Origin of the sequence: Paragemmobacter straminiformis, assembly GCF_014243445.1 — a bacterium.
In the GTDB taxonomy this organism is placed as follows: Bacteria; Pseudomonadota; Alphaproteobacteria; order Rhodobacterales; family Rhodobacteraceae; genus Paragemmobacter; species Paragemmobacter straminiformis.
Map to the genome: position 1 here is coordinate 382647 of NZ_JACLQD010000005.1, position 19178 is coordinate 401824.

Annotated in this window: 17 protein-coding genes and 1 tRNA gene; 10 read left to right on the plus strand and 8 right to left on the minus strand. The window is 66.2% G+C overall.

The features are described from left to right. Positions 1 to 40 precede the first annotated feature (40 nt). From ftsZ to H7F16_RS17430, 5 genes are all read left to right on the plus strand, one after another. On the plus strand, positions 41 to 1675 hold the full coding sequence (gene ftsZ, locus H7F16_RS17410; RefSeq protein WP_185798895.1) for a cell division protein FtsZ: 1635 nt from the start codon (positions 41 to 43) through the stop codon (positions 1673 to 1675). A 224-nt stretch (positions 1676 to 1899) separates the two neighbouring features. After that, the gene (gene lpxC, locus H7F16_RS17415; RefSeq protein ID WP_185798896.1) at positions 1900 to 2808 is read left to right on the plus strand and encodes a UDP-3-O-acyl-N-acetylglucosamine deacetylase; all 909 of its coding nucleotides are present in this window, start codon (positions 1900 to 1902) and stop codon (positions 2806 to 2808) included. Positions 2809 to 2921: 113 nt separating this feature from the next. Continuing rightward, positions 2922 to 3764 (plus strand): outer membrane protein assembly factor BamD, encoded by an 843-nt coding sequence (locus H7F16_RS17420; RefSeq protein WP_185798897.1) that lies wholly within the window; start codon positions 2922 to 2924, stop codon positions 3762 to 3764. Between the two features lie 29 nt (positions 3765 to 3793). Further along, entirely contained in the window at positions 3794 to 5437 is a 1644-nt protein-coding gene (gene recN / locus H7F16_RS17425; RefSeq protein ID WP_185798898.1) for a DNA repair protein RecN, read from the plus strand. 118 nt (positions 5438 to 5555) lie between these two features. Next, complete coding sequence (locus H7F16_RS17430) at positions 5556 to 5702, plus strand: DUF3563 domain-containing protein (protein ID WP_185798899.1); 147 nt, start codon at positions 5556 to 5558, stop codon at positions 5700 to 5702. Here H7F16_RS17430 and H7F16_RS17435 read toward each other — a convergent pair. The 3 genes from H7F16_RS17435 to H7F16_RS17445 form a co-directional block, all read right to left on the minus strand. Then, positions 5699 to 6337, minus strand: a complete 639-nt coding sequence (locus H7F16_RS17435) for a DUF1638 domain-containing protein (protein ID WP_185798900.1) — start codon at positions 6335 to 6337, stop codon at positions 5699 to 5701. The genes H7F16_RS17430 and H7F16_RS17435 overlap by 4 nt on opposite strands. Further along, entirely contained in the window at positions 6328 to 6483 is a 156-nt protein-coding gene (locus H7F16_RS17440; protein WP_185798901.1) for a hypothetical protein, read from the minus strand. The genes H7F16_RS17435 and H7F16_RS17440 overlap by 10 nt, the downstream gene beginning before the upstream one ends. 120 nt (positions 6484 to 6603) lie before the next feature. After that, positions 6604 to 7302, minus strand: a complete 699-nt coding sequence (locus H7F16_RS17445; protein ID WP_185798902.1) for a corrinoid protein — start codon at positions 7300 to 7302, stop codon at positions 6604 to 6606. A gap of 158 nt (positions 7303 to 7460) precedes the next feature. Between H7F16_RS17445 and H7F16_RS17450 the strand changes: the two genes are divergently transcribed. Beyond that, positions 7461 to 8555 (plus strand): PA0069 family radical SAM protein, encoded by a 1095-nt coding sequence (locus tag H7F16_RS17450; protein ID WP_185798903.1) that lies wholly within the window; start codon positions 7461 to 7463, stop codon positions 8553 to 8555. A 458-nt stretch (positions 8556 to 9013) separates the two neighbouring features. Here H7F16_RS17450 and bmt read toward each other — a convergent pair whose 3' ends face one another. From bmt to H7F16_RS17465, 3 genes are all read right to left on the minus strand, one after another. Next, entirely contained in the window at positions 9014 to 10027 is a 1014-nt protein-coding gene (gene bmt / locus H7F16_RS17455) for a betaine--homocysteine S-methyltransferase (RefSeq protein WP_185798904.1), read from the minus strand. A 26-nt stretch (positions 10028 to 10053) separates the two neighbouring features. After that, complete coding sequence (locus H7F16_RS17460; RefSeq protein ID WP_185798905.1) at positions 10054 to 11928, minus strand: phosphatidylglycerol lysyltransferase domain-containing protein; 1875 nt, start codon at positions 11926 to 11928, stop codon at positions 10054 to 10056. Between the two features lie 253 nt (positions 11929 to 12181). Further along, on the minus strand, positions 12182 to 12496 hold the full coding sequence (locus H7F16_RS17465; RefSeq protein ID WP_185798906.1) for a DUF1476 domain-containing protein: 315 nt from the start codon (positions 12494 to 12496) through the stop codon (positions 12182 to 12184). 215 nt (positions 12497 to 12711) lie between these two features. Between H7F16_RS17465 and H7F16_RS17470 the strand changes: the two genes are divergently transcribed. Both H7F16_RS17470 and purS read left to right on the plus strand, forming a co-directional pair. Then, positions 12712 to 13479, plus strand: a complete 768-nt coding sequence (locus tag H7F16_RS17470; RefSeq protein WP_185798907.1) for a phosphoribosylaminoimidazolesuccinocarboxamide synthase — start codon at positions 12712 to 12714, stop codon at positions 13477 to 13479. Between the two features lie 183 nt (positions 13480 to 13662). Beyond that, positions 13663 to 13902, plus strand: a complete 240-nt coding sequence (gene purS / locus H7F16_RS17475; RefSeq protein ID WP_185798908.1) for a phosphoribosylformylglycinamidine synthase subunit PurS — start codon at positions 13663 to 13665, stop codon at positions 13900 to 13902. Between the two features lie 3 nt (positions 13903 to 13905). Here the strand turns inward: purS and H7F16_RS17480 are convergent, their stop codons facing one another. Then, entirely contained in the window at positions 13906 to 14934 is a 1029-nt protein-coding gene (locus H7F16_RS17480; protein ID WP_185798909.1) for a Hint domain-containing protein, read from the minus strand. 197 nt (positions 14935 to 15131) lie between these two features. On the opposite strand from H7F16_RS17480, the gene H7F16_RS17485 reads away from it, so the two are divergent. Both H7F16_RS17485 and H7F16_RS17490 read left to right on the plus strand, forming a co-directional pair. Then, complete coding sequence (locus H7F16_RS17485; protein WP_185798910.1) at positions 15132 to 16169, plus strand: zinc-dependent alcohol dehydrogenase family protein; 1038 nt, start codon at positions 15132 to 15134, stop codon at positions 16167 to 16169. An 87-nt stretch (positions 16170 to 16256) separates the two neighbouring features. Continuing rightward, positions 16257 to 16332: transfer RNA gene (locus H7F16_RS17490), tRNA-Thr, on the plus strand. Positions 16333 to 16546: 214 nt separating this feature from the next. On the opposite strand, the gene H7F16_RS17495 is transcribed toward H7F16_RS17490, so the two are convergent. After that, on the minus strand, positions 16547 to 18520 hold the full coding sequence (locus H7F16_RS17495) for an FkbM family methyltransferase (protein WP_185798911.1): 1974 nt from the start codon (positions 18518 to 18520) through the stop codon (positions 16547 to 16549). Positions 18521 to 19178 lie beyond the last annotated feature (658 nt).

The window sequence follows — 19178 nt, forward strand, 5'->3', positions numbered from 1 at the left end:
TACTCAACAGGCGGCACAACGAACAGCAGGCGGAGTGGCAATGACCCTGAATCTTACGATGAGCTCGCAACGCGAAGAGCTGAAGCCGCGCATCACCGTTTTCGGTGTCGGCGGGGCGGGTGGCAATGCCGTCAACAACATGATCGACAAGCAGCTTGAGGGGGTCGAGTTCGTCGTGGCGAACACCGACGCGCAGGCGCTGCAACAGTCGAAGGCGCATTCGCGGATCCAGATGGGTCTGAAGGTCACCGAAGGGCTGGGCGCAGGCGCGCGCCCCGCGGTCGGGGCCGCCGCCGCTGAAGAGACCATCGAAGAGATCGTCGACCATCTGGCCGGCGCGCATATGTGCTTTATCACCGCCGGCATGGGCGGCGGCACCGGAACCGGTGCGGCGCCGATCATCGCGCAGGCGGCGCGCGAATTGGGTGTGCTGACGGTCGGCGTGGTGACCAAGCCCTTCCAGTTCGAGGGCGGCAAGCGCATGAAGCAGGCCGAAGAGGGTATCGAGGCCCTACAGAAGGTCGTCGATACGCTGATCATCATTCCGAACCAGAACCTGTTCCGGCTGGCGAACGAGCGGACCACCTTTACCGAAGCCTTCGCGATGGCGGATGACGTTCTGTATCAGGGCGTCAAGGGCGTGACCGACCTGATGGTGCGTCCGGGGCTTATCAACCTCGACTTTGCGGACGTGCGCGCCGTGATGGACGAGATGGGCAAGGCCATGATGGGCACGGGCGAGGCCTCGGGCGAGGATCGCGCGGTGCAGGCGGCGGAAAAGGCGATTGCCAACCCGCTGCTCGACGAAATCAGCCTGAACGGTGCGCGCGGCGTGCTGATCAACATCACCGGTGGCTATGACCTGACCCTGTTCGAACTGGACGAGGCCGCGAACATCATCCGCGAAAAGGTCGATCCGGATGCCAATATCATCGTGGGTTCCACGCTGGACACCAGCATGGAAGGCGCGATCCGCGTGTCGGTCGTGGCGACGGGGATCGATGTGAGCCAGGCCAACCGTGCGGAACCCGCCGTTGCGCGCCGCCCGATGAGCCAGCCGTTGCAGCCGCAGATGCACCAGCCTGCGCCGCAGCCCGCGCCGATCACGGTGCAGGTGACGCAGCCCGCCTATCAGCCGGCCCCGCCGCCGGCCTATCAGCAGCAGCCCGCGCCACAATATGCGCCGCAGGCGCAAGCCCGCGCGCCGCAGCAGGACCCGTCGCTGTTCGACGCGCCGGAAGAGTTCGCCCAGCAGGAGACCGAGGACGAATACGACGTTCCGGCCCCGGCCTATCGCCCGCAGCAGCAGGCACCGCGTCCGAGCATGGGGCATGAACAGGCCCCCGAGGCCTTCATTGCGCCGCGTCCGCCGGGAACGCCCTCGCCCGAGGCGTTGCAGCGGTTGCAGGCGGCTGTGAACAAGGCCCCCGCGCAGCAGCCGCGCCCCGGCATGGCGGCGCAACCGCGTGCGGCAGCGCCCGCGCCCAAGCCCGCCGAAGCGCGTCCGCGCTTTGGAATCGGGTCGCTGATCAACCGGATGGCGGGTGGTTCGGGCGAAGGTGCCGCAGCACCGCGCCAGCAGCCGCCGGTCACGTCCTATGACGAAGAGCCGGATATGAACCCCGAGCAGGAGCGGATCGAGATTCCGGCTTTCCTGCGGCGGCAGGCGAATTGAGGCGGCGGAAACGCTTGTAACAATCGAAGGGAACCGGGCCGTTGTGCCCGGTTTTTTCTTTTCAAGATCAGGGGTTTGACCTGTCGAAACATGTGTAACGCCATGTAACGAAAGGTGAGTTGAGTTTGCAGTTGCAGCATCATACCTAGAACACATCCGGACAGGGCTGTCCGGCGCGCCTTGCGCAAGATCTTGCGGGCGGAAACGGAAACCGGGGGCGACCTTTGCAAAACACTCTGCAATCCGCTGCGACTTTTGTGGGTCTTGGCCTGCATGGCGGCGCCGAAGTGCGGATGGTCGTTTCGCCCGCGCCGGTCGATCACGGGATCGTCTTTCATCGCACCGACCTGAATGAGCGGATTCCTGCCCGTTGGGATGCGGTCGTGCCGTCGCGTCTGTGCACGCTGGTGGCAAATGCTTCGGGCGCTTCGGTGTCGACGATCGAGCATCTGATGGCGGCGCTGGCGGGTTGTGCTGTCAACAACGCCTTGATCGAGATCGACGGGCCGGAAGTTCCGATCCTTGACGGGTCGGCGGCGCCCTTTGTGGCGGGGTTCCTTGACGCCGGCATCGTGGCGCTTGACGCGCCGAGCCGTGCCATCCGCGTGCTGAAGCCGGTGGAAGTGCGCGAGGGCGAGGCCGTCGCGCGGCTGGAACCGTCGGACATGCTGGAAATCGATTTCCGCATCGATTTCGCCGAAGCGGCGATCGGGCGGCAGGAAAAGACGCTGAACCTTGCCAATGGCGCTTTCGTGCGGGAACTGTCGGACAGCCGCACCTTTTGCCGCCAGTCGGATGTGGATGCGATGCGCGCCAACGGGCTTGCGCTTGGCGGCACGCTCGAGAACGCGGTGGTGTTCGAAGGTGACCGCGTGCTGAGCCCCGGTGGCTTGCGGCATATGGATGAACCCGTGCGGCACAAGATGCTGGATGCGGTGGGCGACCTGTCTTTGGCGGGTGCGCCGATTCTTGGGCGGTATACGGGTATCCGCGCGGGACATGCGCTGACGAACCGCTTGCTGCGGGCGCTGTTTGCGGATGCGTCGGCCTATCGTTTCGTGGAAGTGGGCGAGCAGACCGGATGCAAGTTGCCCGGAGTGGGCGTCATCGCGGCGGACCTTCCCGCGCTTTGAGGCAAAACGGCGAAAGCCGTTTTGCGCAGCGGATTTTTCTGTGCTAGGACGACGCTAAGCAGGTGCCTTGCCGGTTCGGTCGGGTGCGGAAAATGTCGTGGGGTAGGCGGAAGATGGCAGGGGTGAAGTCGGGCGCGCGGTTCGTCGGCATGGCGCTCGTGGCAGCATCGCTGGCCGGTTGTGGCGCTTTCAGGGATAACGAAAAGCCGCTGGAAAGCTATTCGGCCGAGGAAATCTACAAGCAGGGCGAATTGAAGCTGGAAACCGAGCGCAAGCCGGACGAAGGCATCCGCTATTTTCAAGAGGTCGAGCGGCTTTATCCCTATTCCGAATATGCCAAGCGTGCGCTGATCATGCAGGCTTTCGGCTATCACAAGGGCAAGAAATACGAAGAGGCGCGGGCGGCTTCGCAGCGGTTCCTCGATCTTTATCCCGGCGACGAGGATGCGCCCTATGCGCTGTATCTTATGGCGCTGTCCTATTACGACCAGATCGACGAGGTGGGCCGCGACCAGGGCGTGACCTTCCAGGCGTTGCAGGGCATGCGCGATGTGATCGAGCAATATCCCGACAGCGACTATGCGCGGTCGGCGATGCTGAAATTCGAGCTGGCCTTCGACCATCTGGCGGCCAAGGAAATGGAGATCGGGCGGTATTACCTCAAACGGGGGAATTACACGGCGGCGATCAACCGTTTCCGGTCGGTGGTGCAGGATTACCAGACCACGAGCCACACCGCAGAGGCGCTGCACCGTCTGACCGAGGCCTATCTGGCGCTTGGCTTCACCGACGAGGCCCAGACCTCGGCCGCGATCCTTGGCTATAACTACCAGTCCAGCCCCTTCTATCAGGACAGCTTCAACCTGCTGAAAGGCCGCGGGCTGGCGCCCGAGGCCAAGGGGAATGGCTGGCTTGCCAAGATCTACCGCCAGATGGTGCGTGGCGAGTGGATTTGATCCGCGTCGGCGGTTGATGGGGGCGGGGCGTGCTGCGATCGCTTGAAATCCGCGATGTGCTGATCATCGACCGGCTGGACCTTGAATTCCAGCCGGGACTCAATGTGTTGACGGGCGAGACGGGGGCGGGCAAGTCGATCTTGCTGGATGCGCTTGGCTTCGTGCTGGGGTGGCGCGGGCGGGCCGAGCTGGTGCGCGCCGGGGCCGAGCAGGGGGCCGTGACGGCGGTGTTCGACCTGCCCGAGGGGCATGCGGCGCGCGATGTGCTGGCCGAGGCCGGAATCGAGGCCGGGGACGAATTGATCCTGCGGCGCGTCAATACGGTGGACGGGCGCAAGACGGCCTGGGTCAACGACCGGCGCGTGTCGGGCGAGGTGTTGCGCGACCTGTCGGATTCGCTGGTGGAATTGCACGGGCAGCAGGATGACCGCGGGTTGCTGAACCCGCGCGGGCACCGGACCTTGCTGGACGCCTTCGCGGGCATCGACACAAGTGCCGCGCGGGTGGCGTGGCGGACGCAGGCGGCGGCGCGCGGCAAGCTGGCCGAAGCCGAGGCGGCGCTGGCTGCGGCGCGCAAGGAAGAGGATTATCTGCGCCACGCCGTGACCGAGCTGGACAAGCTTGACCCCGAGCCGGGCGAGGAAGCCACGCTCGATGCGCGGCGGCGGATGATGCAGGGGGCCGAGAAGATCCGCGCTGACATCTCGCGCGCGCATCAGGCTTTGTCGGAGCAGGCCGCCGAGGGCATGATGCGCGACGCGCTGCGCTGGCTGGAAGGGGCGGCGGATCGGGCCGAAGGGCAGCTCGAGGCGGCGGTGTCGGCTTTGAACCGGGCGCTGATCGAGCTGGGCGAGGCGCAGCAGGGGGTGGAGCAGTCGCTTGCCGCGCTGGAGTTCGACCCTTCGGAGTTGGAGGCGCTGGAAGAGCGGCTTTTCGCCATTCGCGCCCTTGCCCGCAAGCATGGGGTGCTGGCCGACGATCTGGGCGGGTTGGCGGCCGATCTTCGGGCGCGGCTGGCGGCGCTGGACGGGGGCGAGGCGGGGATCGCGGCGCTTGCCAAGGCCGTGGTGCAGGCGGAAAGCAAATATGCCGAGGAGGTCGCCTGGCTGACCCGTGCGCGCAAGGCGGCGGCCTTGCGGCTGGATCAGGCGATGGCGGCGGAACTTGCCCCGCTGAAGATGGAGCGGGCGGTCTTCGTGACCGAGGTCACGGCGGCAGATGCAGGGCCGGACGGGGTGGATGCGGTGACATTCACCGTTGCGACCAACCCAGGCGCGCCGGCGGGGGCCTTGAACAAGATCGCGTCGGGCGGGGAATTGTCGCGCTTTCTGCTGGCGTTGAAAGTGTGCCTGACCGGCGACTCGCCGGGGCTTACGATGATCTTCGACGAGATCGACCGCGGTGTGGGCGGGGCGACAGCCGATGCGGTGGGGCGGCGGCTCAAGGCGCTGGCGTCGGGCAGTCAGGTGCTGGTGGTGACGCATAGCCCGCAGGTCGCGGCCTTGGGCGGCGCGCATTGGCGGGTGGAAAAGCGTGTGGTGGACGAGATGACGCTTTCGACCGTGCTTTCCCTTTCGCCCGCCGACCGTGTGGAAGAGATCGCGCGGATGCTTTCGGGCGATACGATCACCGAAGCGGCGCGGGAAGCGGCGCGGGCCTTGCTGAACGCCTGAACCTTATGCGTTTGATGGATGACCTATGCGCTGTACGCATGGCGGCCTTTGCGAGGCTGCGTCTACTATGCTGCGGTGCAGCATTCTATATTGGCGGTGCAATCGAAGGAGATGCACCATGTTTGAACACGTGAAACTCGCCCTGCGCGCGCTGCGTATTCCGTCTGTCGCCGAACGGGAACTGGCCTATCTGAACCAGTCGGTCAGCCGCTACGACCTTGAACAGCGCCAGCGCCAGATCGACGCGGGTCTGTTCCGCCACTAATCGGCTGCCGCCGCAAGGGCCGTGGCAAGATCGCCATAGCCCGTCAGGCGGCGTTCATAGGCAAGGCCGAGGCGTCGGGCACAGTCGCGCGCCTTGGCATCGAGGGACGGATCGTCAAGCTGGGCCTGATAGACCAGTTTGGTGTAATTGCCGAAATACATGTCGCGCAATTCGGGATGCCGGTCGAGGCCCATGGGCTTCCAGACGAAGGCATCGAACTGGCGCACCAGAAAATCGGTCAGGTAAAAGGCGGTGAATTCTGTTTCCGCCTTGGCCGCAAAGGCGGCGTTGCCTTCGAAAAACGAATAGCAATGCGGGCCTTCGACCATTTCGACGCCCAGATCCTTGCACTTTTGCTGCAAAAGCCCGCCGGTGCCGCAATCGGCGTAGACGACGAAGAGCTTGTCATATTCGGCGCGATGCGCGGCCACGGCAGCTTCGACGGCGGCGGGGATGCGGTCGGGCCAGAGGTGCAGGTTGGCCGGCAGGCATTGCAGGTCGAGGTGGTCCCAGCCGTTCGCCCGCTTGAGGGCAAGGATCTCGTGCGCCAGCGCCCCGCAGGCGATGAGCAGCACGCGGCCCCCGGCCCCGTCGGCAAGGCCCTGTTCGGTCAGGATGTCGTCGTTCAGCGCCACTGGCGCGCGCCGAGGATCAGGCTTCCCGAGAGCGCGGCAAAGCCGAGGGCGGCAAGCGGCAGGTCAGCCCAGAGCGCCAGCGACAGGGTGGCCCCTGCGGCGAGGATGACAAAGGCGATCAGGGCGAGGAAATGGGTCAGCGGCATGGCGTATCCTTTCCCTTTCAATCTGGCGCTGCGCGGGGGCAATTCCAAGGGGGTCTTGCCCTTCGGGCATGAAAAAGCCCCGCGCGCCTGTGGCGGCGGGGCTTTTGCCGGCGTCGCGGATCAGCCGTTGAGCTGGTTGTGCTTGCGCGCGACGAATTGCTTGGCGGTTTCGACGGCAACGGCGGCGTCACGGCAATAGGCGTCGGCACCGATGGCCTTGCCGAATTCCTCGTTCAGCGGAGCGCCGCCGACGAGGACGATGTAATCCTCGCGCAGGCCCTTTTCCTTCATCGTGTCGATCACGACCTTCATATAGGGCATGGTCGTGGTCAGAAGTGCCGACATGCCGAGGATGTCGGGCTTTTCGGCTTCGAGCGCCTCGAGGTATTTCTCGACCGAGTTGTTGATGCCGAGGTCGAGCACTTCGAAGCCCGCGCCTTCCATCATCATGGCAACAAGGTTCTTGCCGATGTCGTGGATGTCGCCCTTGACGGTGCCGATGACCATCTTGCCCATGCGCGGCGCGCCGGTTTCGACGAGAAGCGGCTTGAGGATGAACATCCCGGCCTTCATCGCATTGGCGGCAAGCAGCACTTCGGGCACGAAAAGGATGCCGTCGCGGAAGTCGGCGCCGACGATCGTCATGCCTGCGACAAGCGCCTTGGTCAGGACGTCATAAGGGGTCCAGCCGCGGGCGATCAGGATGTTGACGCCTTCCTCGATCTCTTCCTTCAGACCGTCATAGAGGTCGTCGTGCATTTGCAGGACGAGTTCGTCATCGGAAAGTTCGGAAAGGATGATTTCGTCTTCATCGGCCATAGGTCGGCACTCCCATAGGGGTTTCGTCCATGCTGCATGGGCCGAAAGCGGCACAGGCACTTTGCATTTAGCGACATGCCCCGAATGAAAGCCGACAGCAAGGGGTCGCATCGGGAAAAGGGGTGGCATTTGTTCGTGTTTTGTTCCAATATGGTGCCATGCAGGACGAAAACGGGCAAAGGGCGCTGCTGCCGGGGCGGCGGATCAGGGCGCGGGGGGCGGTGACGAATGCCACCGGACGGTTCGAGCCGCGCCGCGTGGAAGCCGTCGATGACGGTTGGGACATGGCCGAGGAAGAGCGGCTGGTCGCAACCGAGGTGCGGCTGGAACGGCCCCGTTCGGCGCTGAGTTTCAACAAAAGCCCGGACATTCCGTTTGACCGGTCGATCAACCCCTATCGCGGCTGCGAGCATGGCTGCATCTATTGCTTCGCGCGGCCCACGCATGCCTATCTGAACCTGTCGCCCGCGCTGGATTTCGAGACCAGGCTGATCGCAAGGCCCGGCATCGGCGCGGTGCTGGAACGCGAGTTGCGGACGAAGTCCTACAAGGTCGCGACAGTGGCGATCGGCACCAATACCGACCCCTATCAGCCCTGCGAGAAGGACCACGGCGTGATGCGCGAGGTGGTCGAGGTCTTGTCGGCGTTCAACCATCCGCTGGCGATCACGACCAAGGGGACGCTGATCGAACGCGACCTTGACCTGCTGGCGCCGATGGCGGCCAAGGGGTTGTTGCGGGTGGGGGTGTCGGTGACGACGCTTGACGCGGGCCTGTCGCGGTCGATGGAGCCGCGGGCGGCGCTTCCGGCGCGGCGGCTGGAGGTGATCCGGCGGCTGGCCGAGGCGGGGATCACGGTGCGGGTGATGGTGGCCCCCGTGATTCCGGGGCTGACGGACCACGAGATGGAGCCGATTCTGCAGGCGGCGGCCGAGGCAGGCGCGAAGGGGGCGAGCTGGATCATGCTGCGGCTGCCCCTTGAGGTGGCGCCGCTGTTCCGCGACTGGATCGGGGCGCGGCATGGCGGGCATGCGGCCAAGGTCATGGCGCGGGTGCGCGAGGCGCGGGGCGGCAAGGATTACGATGCCGAATGGGGCAAGCGGATGCGGGGCGAGGGGATGTGGTCGGAGTTGATCGGGCAACGCTTCCGGCTGGCCGTCGCGCGCTACGGGCTGGATATGGACTTGCCCGCGCTGCGCTGCGACCTGTTCCAGCCCCCCGCGCGGGCGGGGGACCAGTTGGCGCTGTTCTGACGGGCGGAATTTGACGCAAATTCCGTGGCGAATTCTGGCGCAGAATTCGGGTCTTTGTTTCGGGAAGCGGGGTCGGGAGACCTGTCCGGTCCCTCTGATGCGGGGTCGGAATTTGACGCAAATTCCGTGGCGAATTCTGGCGCAGAATTCGGGTCTTTGTGTCGGGAAGCTGGGTCGGGAGACTTGCCCGGTCCCTCTGGTGCGGGAGCGGAACTTGACGCAAATTCCGTGGCGAATTCTGACGCAGAATTCGGGTCTTTGTTTCGCGAAGTGGGGTCGGGAGACCTGTCCGGTGCCTCTGATGCGGGAGCGGAATTTGACGCAAATTCCGTGGCGAATTCTGGCGCAGAATTCGGGTCTTTGTTTCGGGAAGCGGGGTCGCGAAACCTGTCCGGTCCCTCTGATGCGGGACCGGAATTTGCGTCAAATTCCGGCGCGAAATCTGCGTCAGATTTCGCTCAGCCGCGGCGGCCGCGGCGTTCGCGCTTCGGATCGCCCGATGTGTCGCCCGTGCCGTCCGAGGCCGAGGAGAAGCCGCCCAGTTTCTCGCTGATGGTTTCCAGCGTGGGGCGAGGGCCTTTCGGGCGTGCCTCGAGGGCCGCGCGCATCGCTTTCAGATGCTCGGGCATGGTGCCGCAGCAGCCGCCGATGATCCGCACGCCGGCATCGCGGGCGAGGACGGCATATTCGGCCATCAACTCGGGCGTGCCGTCGTAGTGGATGTGGCCATCGTGGTATTTCGGAATGCCGGCGTTGCCCTTGGCGATCAGCGGGCGCTCGGTGCCGGTCGAGGCGAAGCCGAGGACGGTGCGCATCAGGTCGGAGGCCCCGACCCCGCAATTCGCGCCAAAGGCGACGGGCGGGTTGGGCAGTTTTTCGACCATTTCGGCCATCGCCGCCGAGGTGACGCCCATCATGGTGCGGCCTGCGGTATCGAAGCTCATCGTGCCGCACCATGCGACGCCCGCAAGACGGCAGGCCTCGGCGGCGGCCTTGTATTCTTCGGGGGCCGAGATGGTTTCGACCCAGATGACGTCGACGCCGCCTTCCTTCATCCCCTCGATCTGTTCGTGAAAGATCTCGACGGCGGTGGCATGGGTCATGGTGCCCATCGGCTCGAAGATCTCGCCCGTGGGGCCGACCGAGCCTGCGACGATCACGGGGCGGCCTGCGGCATCGGCGATCTCGCGCCCGAGGGCGACGCCGACCCGGTTCAGTTCGCGGACGCGGCCCTGGGCGTTGTGCAGCTTGAGCCGGGCCGCGTTGCCGCCGAAGGTGTTGGTGAGGAAGATGTCCGATCCCGCCGCGACCGCACCGCGATAGAGGGTGCGGATGTTGTCGGGCTGGTCGATGTTCCACAACTCGGGCGGTTCACCCGAGGAAAGGCCCATGTTGAACAGGTTGGTTCCCGTGGCGCCATCGGCCATGAGCCAGTCGCGGCTGGCAAGGAGCTTGGTCAGGGCGTCGGACATGGGGCATCATCCTTTTCGAAGGCTTGTCAGCCCTTCCTCTGCCATGACGCGGGGACGGTGGCAAATTCATATTCCGCATCATCATCATGAGCGGGGGGGATGCGTTGCACGCCTGCCGGTTGTGCGGCTTTCAGCGCGGGCGGGCGGTGGATGGCGGCGGTGATTTCGGCCCCCGCAAGCGCGAGGGTGCCGAAGGAGGGTGCGGCGAGGTAGCGCCCCTCCCATCGGGGGGCGAATCCCTGCTTGAAGCGGCGCAGACCGGCAGAGGGGGCCATGCGCGCCAGCCATGCCGGAAGGTCGGGCACGGCGGCAAGCGACAGGCGGGGGATGCCGAGACGCCTTGCATCCTCGACTGCGGCGAGGACAAGCGCCTGCATCGTGCCGTCGGGCAGGCTGGTGCCGTGGCGCATGAGGTCGAGCGTCCATTCCCGCGCCGCGCAGTGGAAGGTTGCGAAGGCGATGGGTTCCCCCGCGCGGCAGGCGACGTAGAGGCGTTGGCGCGCGATGTGGTCGGGGCTGAAGCGGCCCATCGAAAAGCCGCGCTCGCCCTTGTGGCTGCGGCTCCACGCGGTGTTGAGGGATGACAGCTGCGGGCAATGCGGGTCATGGCTGCGGGTGACCGAGACGCCCGCCTGCCGGGCCTTGCGCAACTTGCGGCGCAGCGTGGCATGGGCGTGGCCCGCAAGGTCGAAGGCGGGCGGGTGCAAGACAGCCTCGGCCGCGATGCGGAGCGTGCGCCATCCGGCGCGGCGGGCAGTGGCGGCAAGGCGGGCATCGGTTTTGTACAGGGCGGGACGCCGGTTCTGCGCGCGCGCCAGGGTGGAAAGGGCGGCAAGGCTGGCCCCCTCGGGCGGGCCGGGGAAGGGCTCGAAAAATGCGACGAGCAGATGCGCGGTCGTGCCTGTCAGGCAGGTCTGCGCGGCGGTGCGCGCAAGTGCGAGGTCGCCCTGATGCAAGAGCGCGGTTTCGGCGCGGGTCGCGTGCTGGGCCGGATGGGGCGGCAGGCTGCGGGCGGTGGCGGGCGGGCGGGGAGACAGCGCGGCCCAGCCCATGCCGAGAAGTGCGGGCAGGGCGTAAAAGCAGGCGCGCCATGCGACCACGGCGGCCATCAGCGCGGCTTCGGGCACGGCGGGGAGGAAGAAGATCAGCACCATCTCGAACGCCCCGACACCGGCGGGTGCGCCCGAGGCGAGGCCCGCGCCAAGGGCGAGCAGGACGACAGGCAGAAGCGCGGAAAAGGCCGGAGCATGGGGGGCGGGAAACAGCGCCCAGAGCGCCAGCGTCAGCGCGGCGAGGTCGAGGGCCGCCCATCCCAGAAAGGCGGCGATGGTCAGCCCGTTGGGCCAGACCGCCGGCTTGGGCAGCCAGCGCGGGCGCAGCGTCGAAAGCACCCCGAGGCCGGCCGCCGCGCCGAGGATTGCCCAGCCGAGCGCCTCGTAGCGCGTGGCGTGAAAGGCGACAAGCGCGGTCGAGGCCAGCACCGCAAGGGCCGAGAGGAAGCCCACCGTCATGGCGGCCGAAAGCCGCGTTGCCTGCCAGAGCGTGAGGTCGGGCAAGAGCCGCCAGCGGATCAGCGCGCCGGTGAGCGGGCCGAAGCCTGCCGCCTGGCTGACCGCGCCCGAGGCCATGCCCGCCGCAAAGGCCTGCGCGCCGCTGATGCCGGTGCCGAGGTGGCGGTGCAGCGTGCGTTCCTGCCCGCCGACGGCGATGAAACTGGCGGCCACGGCCAGCAAGGCCAGCGCCCATTGCTGCGGGGCAAGGCTGAAAAGCAGGTCGCGCACCGCCTGCGGGTCGATATGGTCAAGCCGCGAGGCCAGCAGCCACAAAAGCCCGCCGCCCGCCGCGACCGTCAGGGCGGGCCGTGCCAGCCTGCCTGCGAATCCCTTGACCTTTGCCGCCATGTCACCCTCGCGCGCACCACACGACGCCAAACTGCCTGACACCGCTTACCGGTGCCTTAACGGCGCAGAGACAGGCCAGCTTAGGGCGCGCTGCGAGGCTGCGGAGAAACGGAGAGGGGGGGGGCGTGCCGCCCGGCATCCCGGGCTGCGCCCGTGCATCATCGGGCAAGGGGCGAAGGGGCATGAAAAAGGGGCGGCCCTGCGGCTGCCCCTTTGCGGTCGGTGCCCTGCTAGGGGTCTGCCCGATCGACGGTCAGAGTTCGGACATCAGTTGTGATTTCGCGACCGGAAGCAGTTCGGCCATCTTCGCGCGCACGGCGTCGGCACTGGACAGGGCGCCCAGATCGCCCGCGACCTTGCGCACCACATCCTCGATGCCCGCTTCCTCGAAATCGGCCGAGACGACCGAGAGGGCATAGGCCGCCGCCTCGTCGCCCGATTTGCCGAGCAGGCCGGCAGCCCAGAGGCCGACCAGTTTGTTGCGCCGCGCTTCGGCGCGGAACTGCATGTCGGCGTCATGGGCGAATTTGGACTCGAAAGCGTGTTCGCGGTCGTCGAAGGTGGTCATGTGCGGGCCCCTTGCTGAGCGTCTTTGATCTGCCTCTCCATATGCCCCCGCACGCCCCGCGCTGCAAGAGGGTGTGGCACGGCTTGGTTGCGCGGCGCTTGTGCGGCGGCCCGTCGGCCTTTGCCTTGCCAGTTTCGCCCCGTAAGGCTATAGCCGCCTTAAGGCAGGCGGGGGACCCTTCGGGTTGCCCCGCAACTGCATTTGGCGGAGTTTCCATGGCACGGCGCAAGAAGGTTTACGAGGGCAAGGCGAAGATCCTTTACGAAGGTCCCGAGCCGGGCACTCTGATCCAGTATTTCAAGGACGACTCCGCGCCGACGCCCACGGTTCCCTCGCCCGCCGCGGTCGAGGGCAAGGGGGTGCTGAACAACCGCCTGTCCGAATTCTTCATGGCCGGGCTGAACTCGGTCGGGGTGCCCACCCATTTCATCCGCCGTCTCAACATGCGCGAGCAGCTGGTGCGCATGGCCGAGATCATTCCCGTCGAGGTGGTGGTGCGCAATTTTGCCGCGGGCGATATCTCGACCCGTCTGGGCATTCCCGAAGGCACGCCGCTGCCGCGCCCGATCGTCGAATATTACTACAAGGACGAACGTCTCGGCACGCCGCTGGTTTCGGAAGAGCATGTCATCGCCTTTGGCTGGGCCAGCCAGCAGGACCTCGACGATATGGTGGCACTGGCGCTGCGGGTGAACGACTTCCTGTCGGGCGTGATGATGGGCGTGGGCATCCGGCTTGCGGATTTCCGGCTGGAAGTGGGCCGCGTCTGGGAGGGCGATTACATGCGCCTGATCGTCGCCGACGAGATCAGCCCCGACAGCTGCCGCCTGTGGGACATGCGCGCGGCGCAGGAAGGGCAGGACCGCGAGGGGATTCCGCGCGAGCCCGGCCCCTTGGCCGATGTCTATACCGAACTGGCGCGGCGTCTGGGCGTGATGCCCTCGAATGTCACCCATACGACGAAGCCCACGCTGATCAACTGAGCGGCGCGCCCCGCAAGGCTGCGCCCTTGTTCCCCGTTCATCCTTGTCCAAATACTCTCGGGGGTGAGGCGCATTGCGCCGAGGGGGCTGAAGGCCCCCTTTTTCGCTTTTCTCCCGCGCAGGCTTGCCGTTCGCGGACAGGGGCGGTAAGGCACGCGCAGGCCAATCCAAGCGGGGGTTCCCATGAAAGCGCGCGTGACCGTCATGCTGAAAACCGGTGTCCTCGACCCGCAGGGCGAAGCGGTGCGCCATGCCTTGGGCACGCTGGGTTTTTCCGGTGTCACGGGGGTGCGGCAGGGCAAGGTGATCGAGCTTGACCTTGACGCCAGCGACCGCGCCAAGGCCGAGGCCGACGTCAAGGCGATGTGCGAGAAGCTGCTCGCCAATACGGTGATCGAAAGCTACCGCGTCGAGATCCTGTAAGGGTCAGGCGGCCAATGGCAGTTCGGGGCGCCGTTCCGTGTGCGGCCCGCCCAGAAGCTGCGACAGAAGCACAAGGGATTCGTGCCGCTTCAGCGTCAGGCCCGCATCGGGGCGGACGGCCGCGGTCATGACGCTTTCAAGCTTTGCGCGCATCCGCGCCCCGAGTGCCTCGACCATGCGCGCGGCGGGCTGGAAGCTTTCGGTCGGCAGGTTTTCCGACAGGATCACAGCGTGTTCGTCGAGATAGAGGTGATGGTAGGTCACCGGCCCGGCATCCCCTTGCCATGCGCCGTGGCCGATCAAGTGGCGGGCGGGGACGAGGACCCCGGATTCGCCTGACAGCAACTCGACCTCCCATCCGGAGAGGGCGATGCGGTGGCAGCCCGACAGGTGCAGGTCGCGGGCGGGCAGGTCGGGCCCGAAGAGATGCGCGGGGATCACCACAGGGCGCAGGTCGGGCCAGAGCATCAGGTCGGTGGCCGAGAAGTCGAGCGCGCCGTGCCAGCGCAGGGGCAGGGCGCGGCCATCCGCCGTAAGGACAAGGTCGCCCGCGCGCAGGCTTTCGACCTTGCGCAAGCCATCGGGCGTGGCGATCAGGGTGCCCGAGGCGAAGCACATGAAGACCGGCGTGGTGTTGGTGACGCTGGCAATGGCATGGGCCCCGTTGGGAAAGCCGTTCATCACGGCGAGTGTGCCGCTGCCATCGGTGACGAAAAAGAACCGCTGTCCCGCCGAGGTGGTGATGACGGCGATCTGCTTTCCGCGCAGGTCGGTGCCGCCCACGTTGGCCAGTTTGTTGGTGGCGGGAAGGTTTCCCGAGAATTCCAGCGTGAAATTCAGCGTCTGTCCGCCGATGATGACCTGTGTGTCGGGATCGGCCAGACCGCCGTTGTAGTCGAGCCGCAGGTCGCCGGTCGTGCCCGAGGTGAAGGTGAGAAGCGTCGTCGGCGTCTTCGAGGTGCCCGAGACGTTCAGTGCCGCGTTGTTGGCGGTGCTGCTGTCGCCGCGGGCGTAGAAGGAAAGGGTCGCCATGACGGGCCTGTGGGTTGGGGCATCTGGCGTTAGGTTTGGTTAACTTATCGGCATACTTAAGGCTGGGTCGGTTAACCTTTTGGACGGTTTGCGGCCTTTTCCAAGGCAGGCACGGGCGACAGGCGGGGTCGCATCCGGGCAAGACGCGGCGCTTGGGGCGGGGTTTCCTGGGGCGGTGAGTCAAGGGGAGATGCGCCATGCGGGCAGCGGTTTTGCGGAACTACCGGCAGGATCTGTCGATCGAGACGGTCGCCGATCCGGTCTGCGAGGCGGATGGCGTGGTGGTGCGCGTGCTGGCCTGCGGCGTATGCCGGAGCGACTGGCACGGCTGGGTGGGCGAACACCCGCGCGTCAAGCGCGGGGCGATTCCCGGCCATGAATATTGCGGCGAGGTTGTCGAAGTCGGCCCGCTGGCGCGCTGGCAGGTGGGTGACAGGATCATCGCGCCCTTCATCCTTGCCTGCGGGCAATGCCCCGACTGCCAGTCGGGCAATTCCAACATCTGCAAGACGCAGCGCGTGCCGGGATTCGGCGAGCCGGGGGCTTATGCCGAATATATCGGCGTGCCGCATGCCCATAACCTTGCGCGCCTGCCCGACAGCATCTCGCCGGTGCTGGCGGCGGGGCTGGGGTGCCGTGTCACGACGGCCTGGCATGCGCTGACGGGGCGGGCGCAGATACAGGCGGGGGAATGGCTGGCCGTGCATGGCACCGGCGGCATCGGGCTGTCGGCGCTGCTGTTGGGGCGGGCCTTGGGCGCGCGGGTCGCCGTGGTGGATGTTGTGCCGGAAAAGCTGGCCCATGCCCTGTCGCTGGGGGCCGAGGCTGCCTTTGACGCGCGCGAGGGGGATGCGGCCGCACGGATCGTCGAGGCGACGGGGGGCGGGGCGCATGTCTCGATCGAGGCCCTCGGGATCGAGGCCACGGCCAATGCCTCGATCGAGTGCCTGCGCCCGTTGGGGCGCCATGTTCAGGTGGGTTTGCCCGTCGGCCATACCGCGCGGATGGAGATCAACATGAACGCGGTCTATATGAAGCAGCTGGCACTTTACGGCACGCGGGGGATGCCCGCGTGGAAATATCCGCGGCTGCTCGACATGATCACGCGGGGGGCGGTGGACATGTCGCCGCTGATCGCGCGGACCGTGCCGCTGTCGGGGGCCTCGGCCGAGTTGCGGGCCTTTGACGGGCCGATGCCGCCCGGCGTGGCGGTGATTGACGATCTCGCGCGCTAGGCTTCGGCCCGCCTCCGAGGTTCTTCGCCGTCGATGCGTTTTGGGGCTACACACCCGCGCAAGGCGGTGCTAATAGCCCGCCACCAGGCCGCTGTAGCTCAGCTGGTAGAGCACGTCATTCGTAATGATGGGGTCGGGGGTTCGAGTCCCTTCAGCGGCACCACTTCTCTTTTCCGCCCTCTGGCGCGTCATGGAACGCGGGATGAGCGGGACGGGGTGGGCGCAAATCCTCTGAGAGAGTTTTATTGCCAGCCTGCGGCCCGACCGGCGCAAAGCGTGGCTGCATCGGGCGCGGCGGCGGCTTTGGCCTTGCGCGGCGGCGCGCGCGGCCCGCGTCCGGTCTGCGCCCGTTCTATGGCTGCCAATCCCTACTCCGCTCAGGCGGGGCTTTCCTCGGCCGCCGGTTTGCGGCGTTTGCGCTTTGGGGGGGCGGGGGCGTCTTCGGGGCGCTTGTAGCGGGCGGGCAGCCTGTCGACGTAGCGTTTCGGAAGGCTGGCATGCAGCGCGCCGCGCTGGACCAGTTCGTCAAGGCAGATCAGCGCCACGGTCTGGCTGTCGAACACAGCAGAGGCCAGAATCGCGAGGTGCTTCAAACCCTCGGTCGCGATCTCGTCGATGCGCGTCAGGTCGCGGATGTAGACGGCATCGCCGTCGATGAGCTGGTCGCGGCAACTGCCGAAGTTCAGCCGGTGCAATTGCGAATTTTGCAGCGGCATCGCCTTGTTGAACAGGTATTTGTGCAGGGCAAAGCCGCTGCCGCGCAGGGCTTCGTCGACGCCTGCCGACATAGGCTCGTCCTCGTAGAGCCGGAAATGGCGCAGCTCGACGATGACGGCGACGGTGGCCTTCAGCTTTTCGGCGGCACCGCGGAACACGTCGACCTCGCCGCCCTGAATGTCGATCTTGAGCAGATCGAACGCGTCGATGGCCTCGACCTCGTCTAGGGCGACGGTCTTCATCGGCACGCGGCTGAGAACCCGACCCAGACGCGGGCGGCCCAGACGCTGCATCGCGGGGGTATAGGGTTCGAAGAGCGAGGTCATGCCGTCGCTGTAATAGATCTTGAGTTCCTTTTCCGACCCGTCACCGACGGCAAAGGGGTGATAGACCTCGCGCTCGGATTTGATGCTTTGCAGCTTTGCGAAAGCCTCGGGCTGCGGTTCGAAGCCGATGACGTCGCAACCGCCAAGCTTGAGCAGGTCCTTGTAGGGAACGTCATTGATCGGGTTCGCACCGACATCGAGGACGACGGTCGGTCGCGCAAGGGCGAGGCCTTCGATCAGCAGGCGTGTGGCGGATGCGGTGTCGGGCATCTTCCTGTCCCTTGGCCGCGGTGCGGCGGTTTCGGGCCCGTCCGTCGGGGGCGGGGGCGGGGCATTCCAGCCGAAGCGCCCTTCCTTGACCAGCACCTCGTCGCGCAGGGCCTGGAAGGCCGACCACGCCGCCGCTTCAAGCCGCAGGATTTCGGGGTCGCTGCGATAGAGGGCGAGCAGGTCGCGCACGCCTGCCATATGCTTCAGGATCGAGGGTTCGACGGTCTGGTTGCGGTCGGCATAGTTCCAGAAGGTCGATCCGCGCAGGTATTTGGCGTGTTTCATCGCCATGCCGTCGCCGCGCAGGTTCTTGAGGACGAACACATCCTCGGACCGGATGGCGTAGTGGTTGATGCAGGCGTTTTCCCATGTGACCATGTCGATGGTCGCGGCGGTGTGGCGACCGGCCTCGGGGTCGTGGAGGGCGTCGTTGGGCAGGACACGGCCGGCGGTGTTCTTCAGGACCACATCCGTGCGGCGCGGGTCCTTGGGCATGTGGCAATCGACGGCGGCAAAGGCATCGGGGCGGAAGAAGCACTTCTGCAAGGCACGGCTGCGGCGCAGCCAGTTCTCGGACATCGTGCAGGTTTCCAGCACGGTGCCGCCCGGCCAGAGCCTGCGCCCCTCGCTGCCGAACATGCGCCAGCTTACCGCGATGCAATCGGCCTCTCCGACCTTGCCGAGCAGGTCCGCGACCTGACCCGCGCCACAGGTCACGTTCAGGAATTCGTCGGTGTCGATGTGCAGCACCCATTCGACATCCCGCATGTCGGGATGGGCAAGGGCAAGGGCGCAGCCTGCGGGCTGGGGGGCCACACCTTCCGGGGGCGACTGGCGCAGATGGATGACCTCGCCCATTTCGGCGAGCCGGTCGAGAAGCAGTTCCGAGCCGTCGGTGCAGTCGTTCGAGACGACGAAGATACGGTCAAAGCCGATGGAACGGTGATAGGCGACCCATTCGCAGATCCAGAGAGCCTCGTTCCGCTGGCAACTGACGATTGCCTTCAGCTTGCGGGAGGGCGCGGGGTCTAGCGCCATCCGGAGGAACCGCAGACATATACGACTATCACGGCGATCAACTGGCCCAAATTGCACTGCGAGGGAAAGCATAGCATCGGGCTTTGTCACCCGTCAACGCGCATGCCCCGATGTGCGGTGGCGGGTAAGGCGCTGAATTCGCGCGGAAAACGGGGCGATGGCGGCGCGGGGACAGGCGCGCCCCGCGCAGCGATCAGCGGGCTTGTGCCCGTCGCAGGCCGCAGGCGTGGCAGGCGGTGGCCAAAGCGGAGTGCGACAGGGGGGGAGGCGGAAGCCACCATCCCCCCGCAAGGGGCGAGTCGGCCCGCAGCGGCAGAAAGCGGCATGACGCCCTGCCGCGAACCCTGCCCGCAGGCCGTGCAAGGCGTGGCAGCATCGGGTTGCGCCCAAGGAAACAAGGGCAGGGCGGGGGCGTCACAAAATCTTTTCGTTTTCTTCGTTTTTCCCTCTTGCAGAGGCCGGACGCTCTCCGTAAATAGCGCTTCACCGGAGACGCGGTGCGGTCGAAAGACCAAGTTGCGGAACCGGAACACGATCTGGATGTGAGGCGGGACGGCGCTGGAGTTACAGCGTTCGGCTTGTTTTTTGTCTGGTGCTCTTTGACAATTGAATTGATGAAGGGATATGCGGGCGGTTTGGGCGCATCGGCGTCTGATCG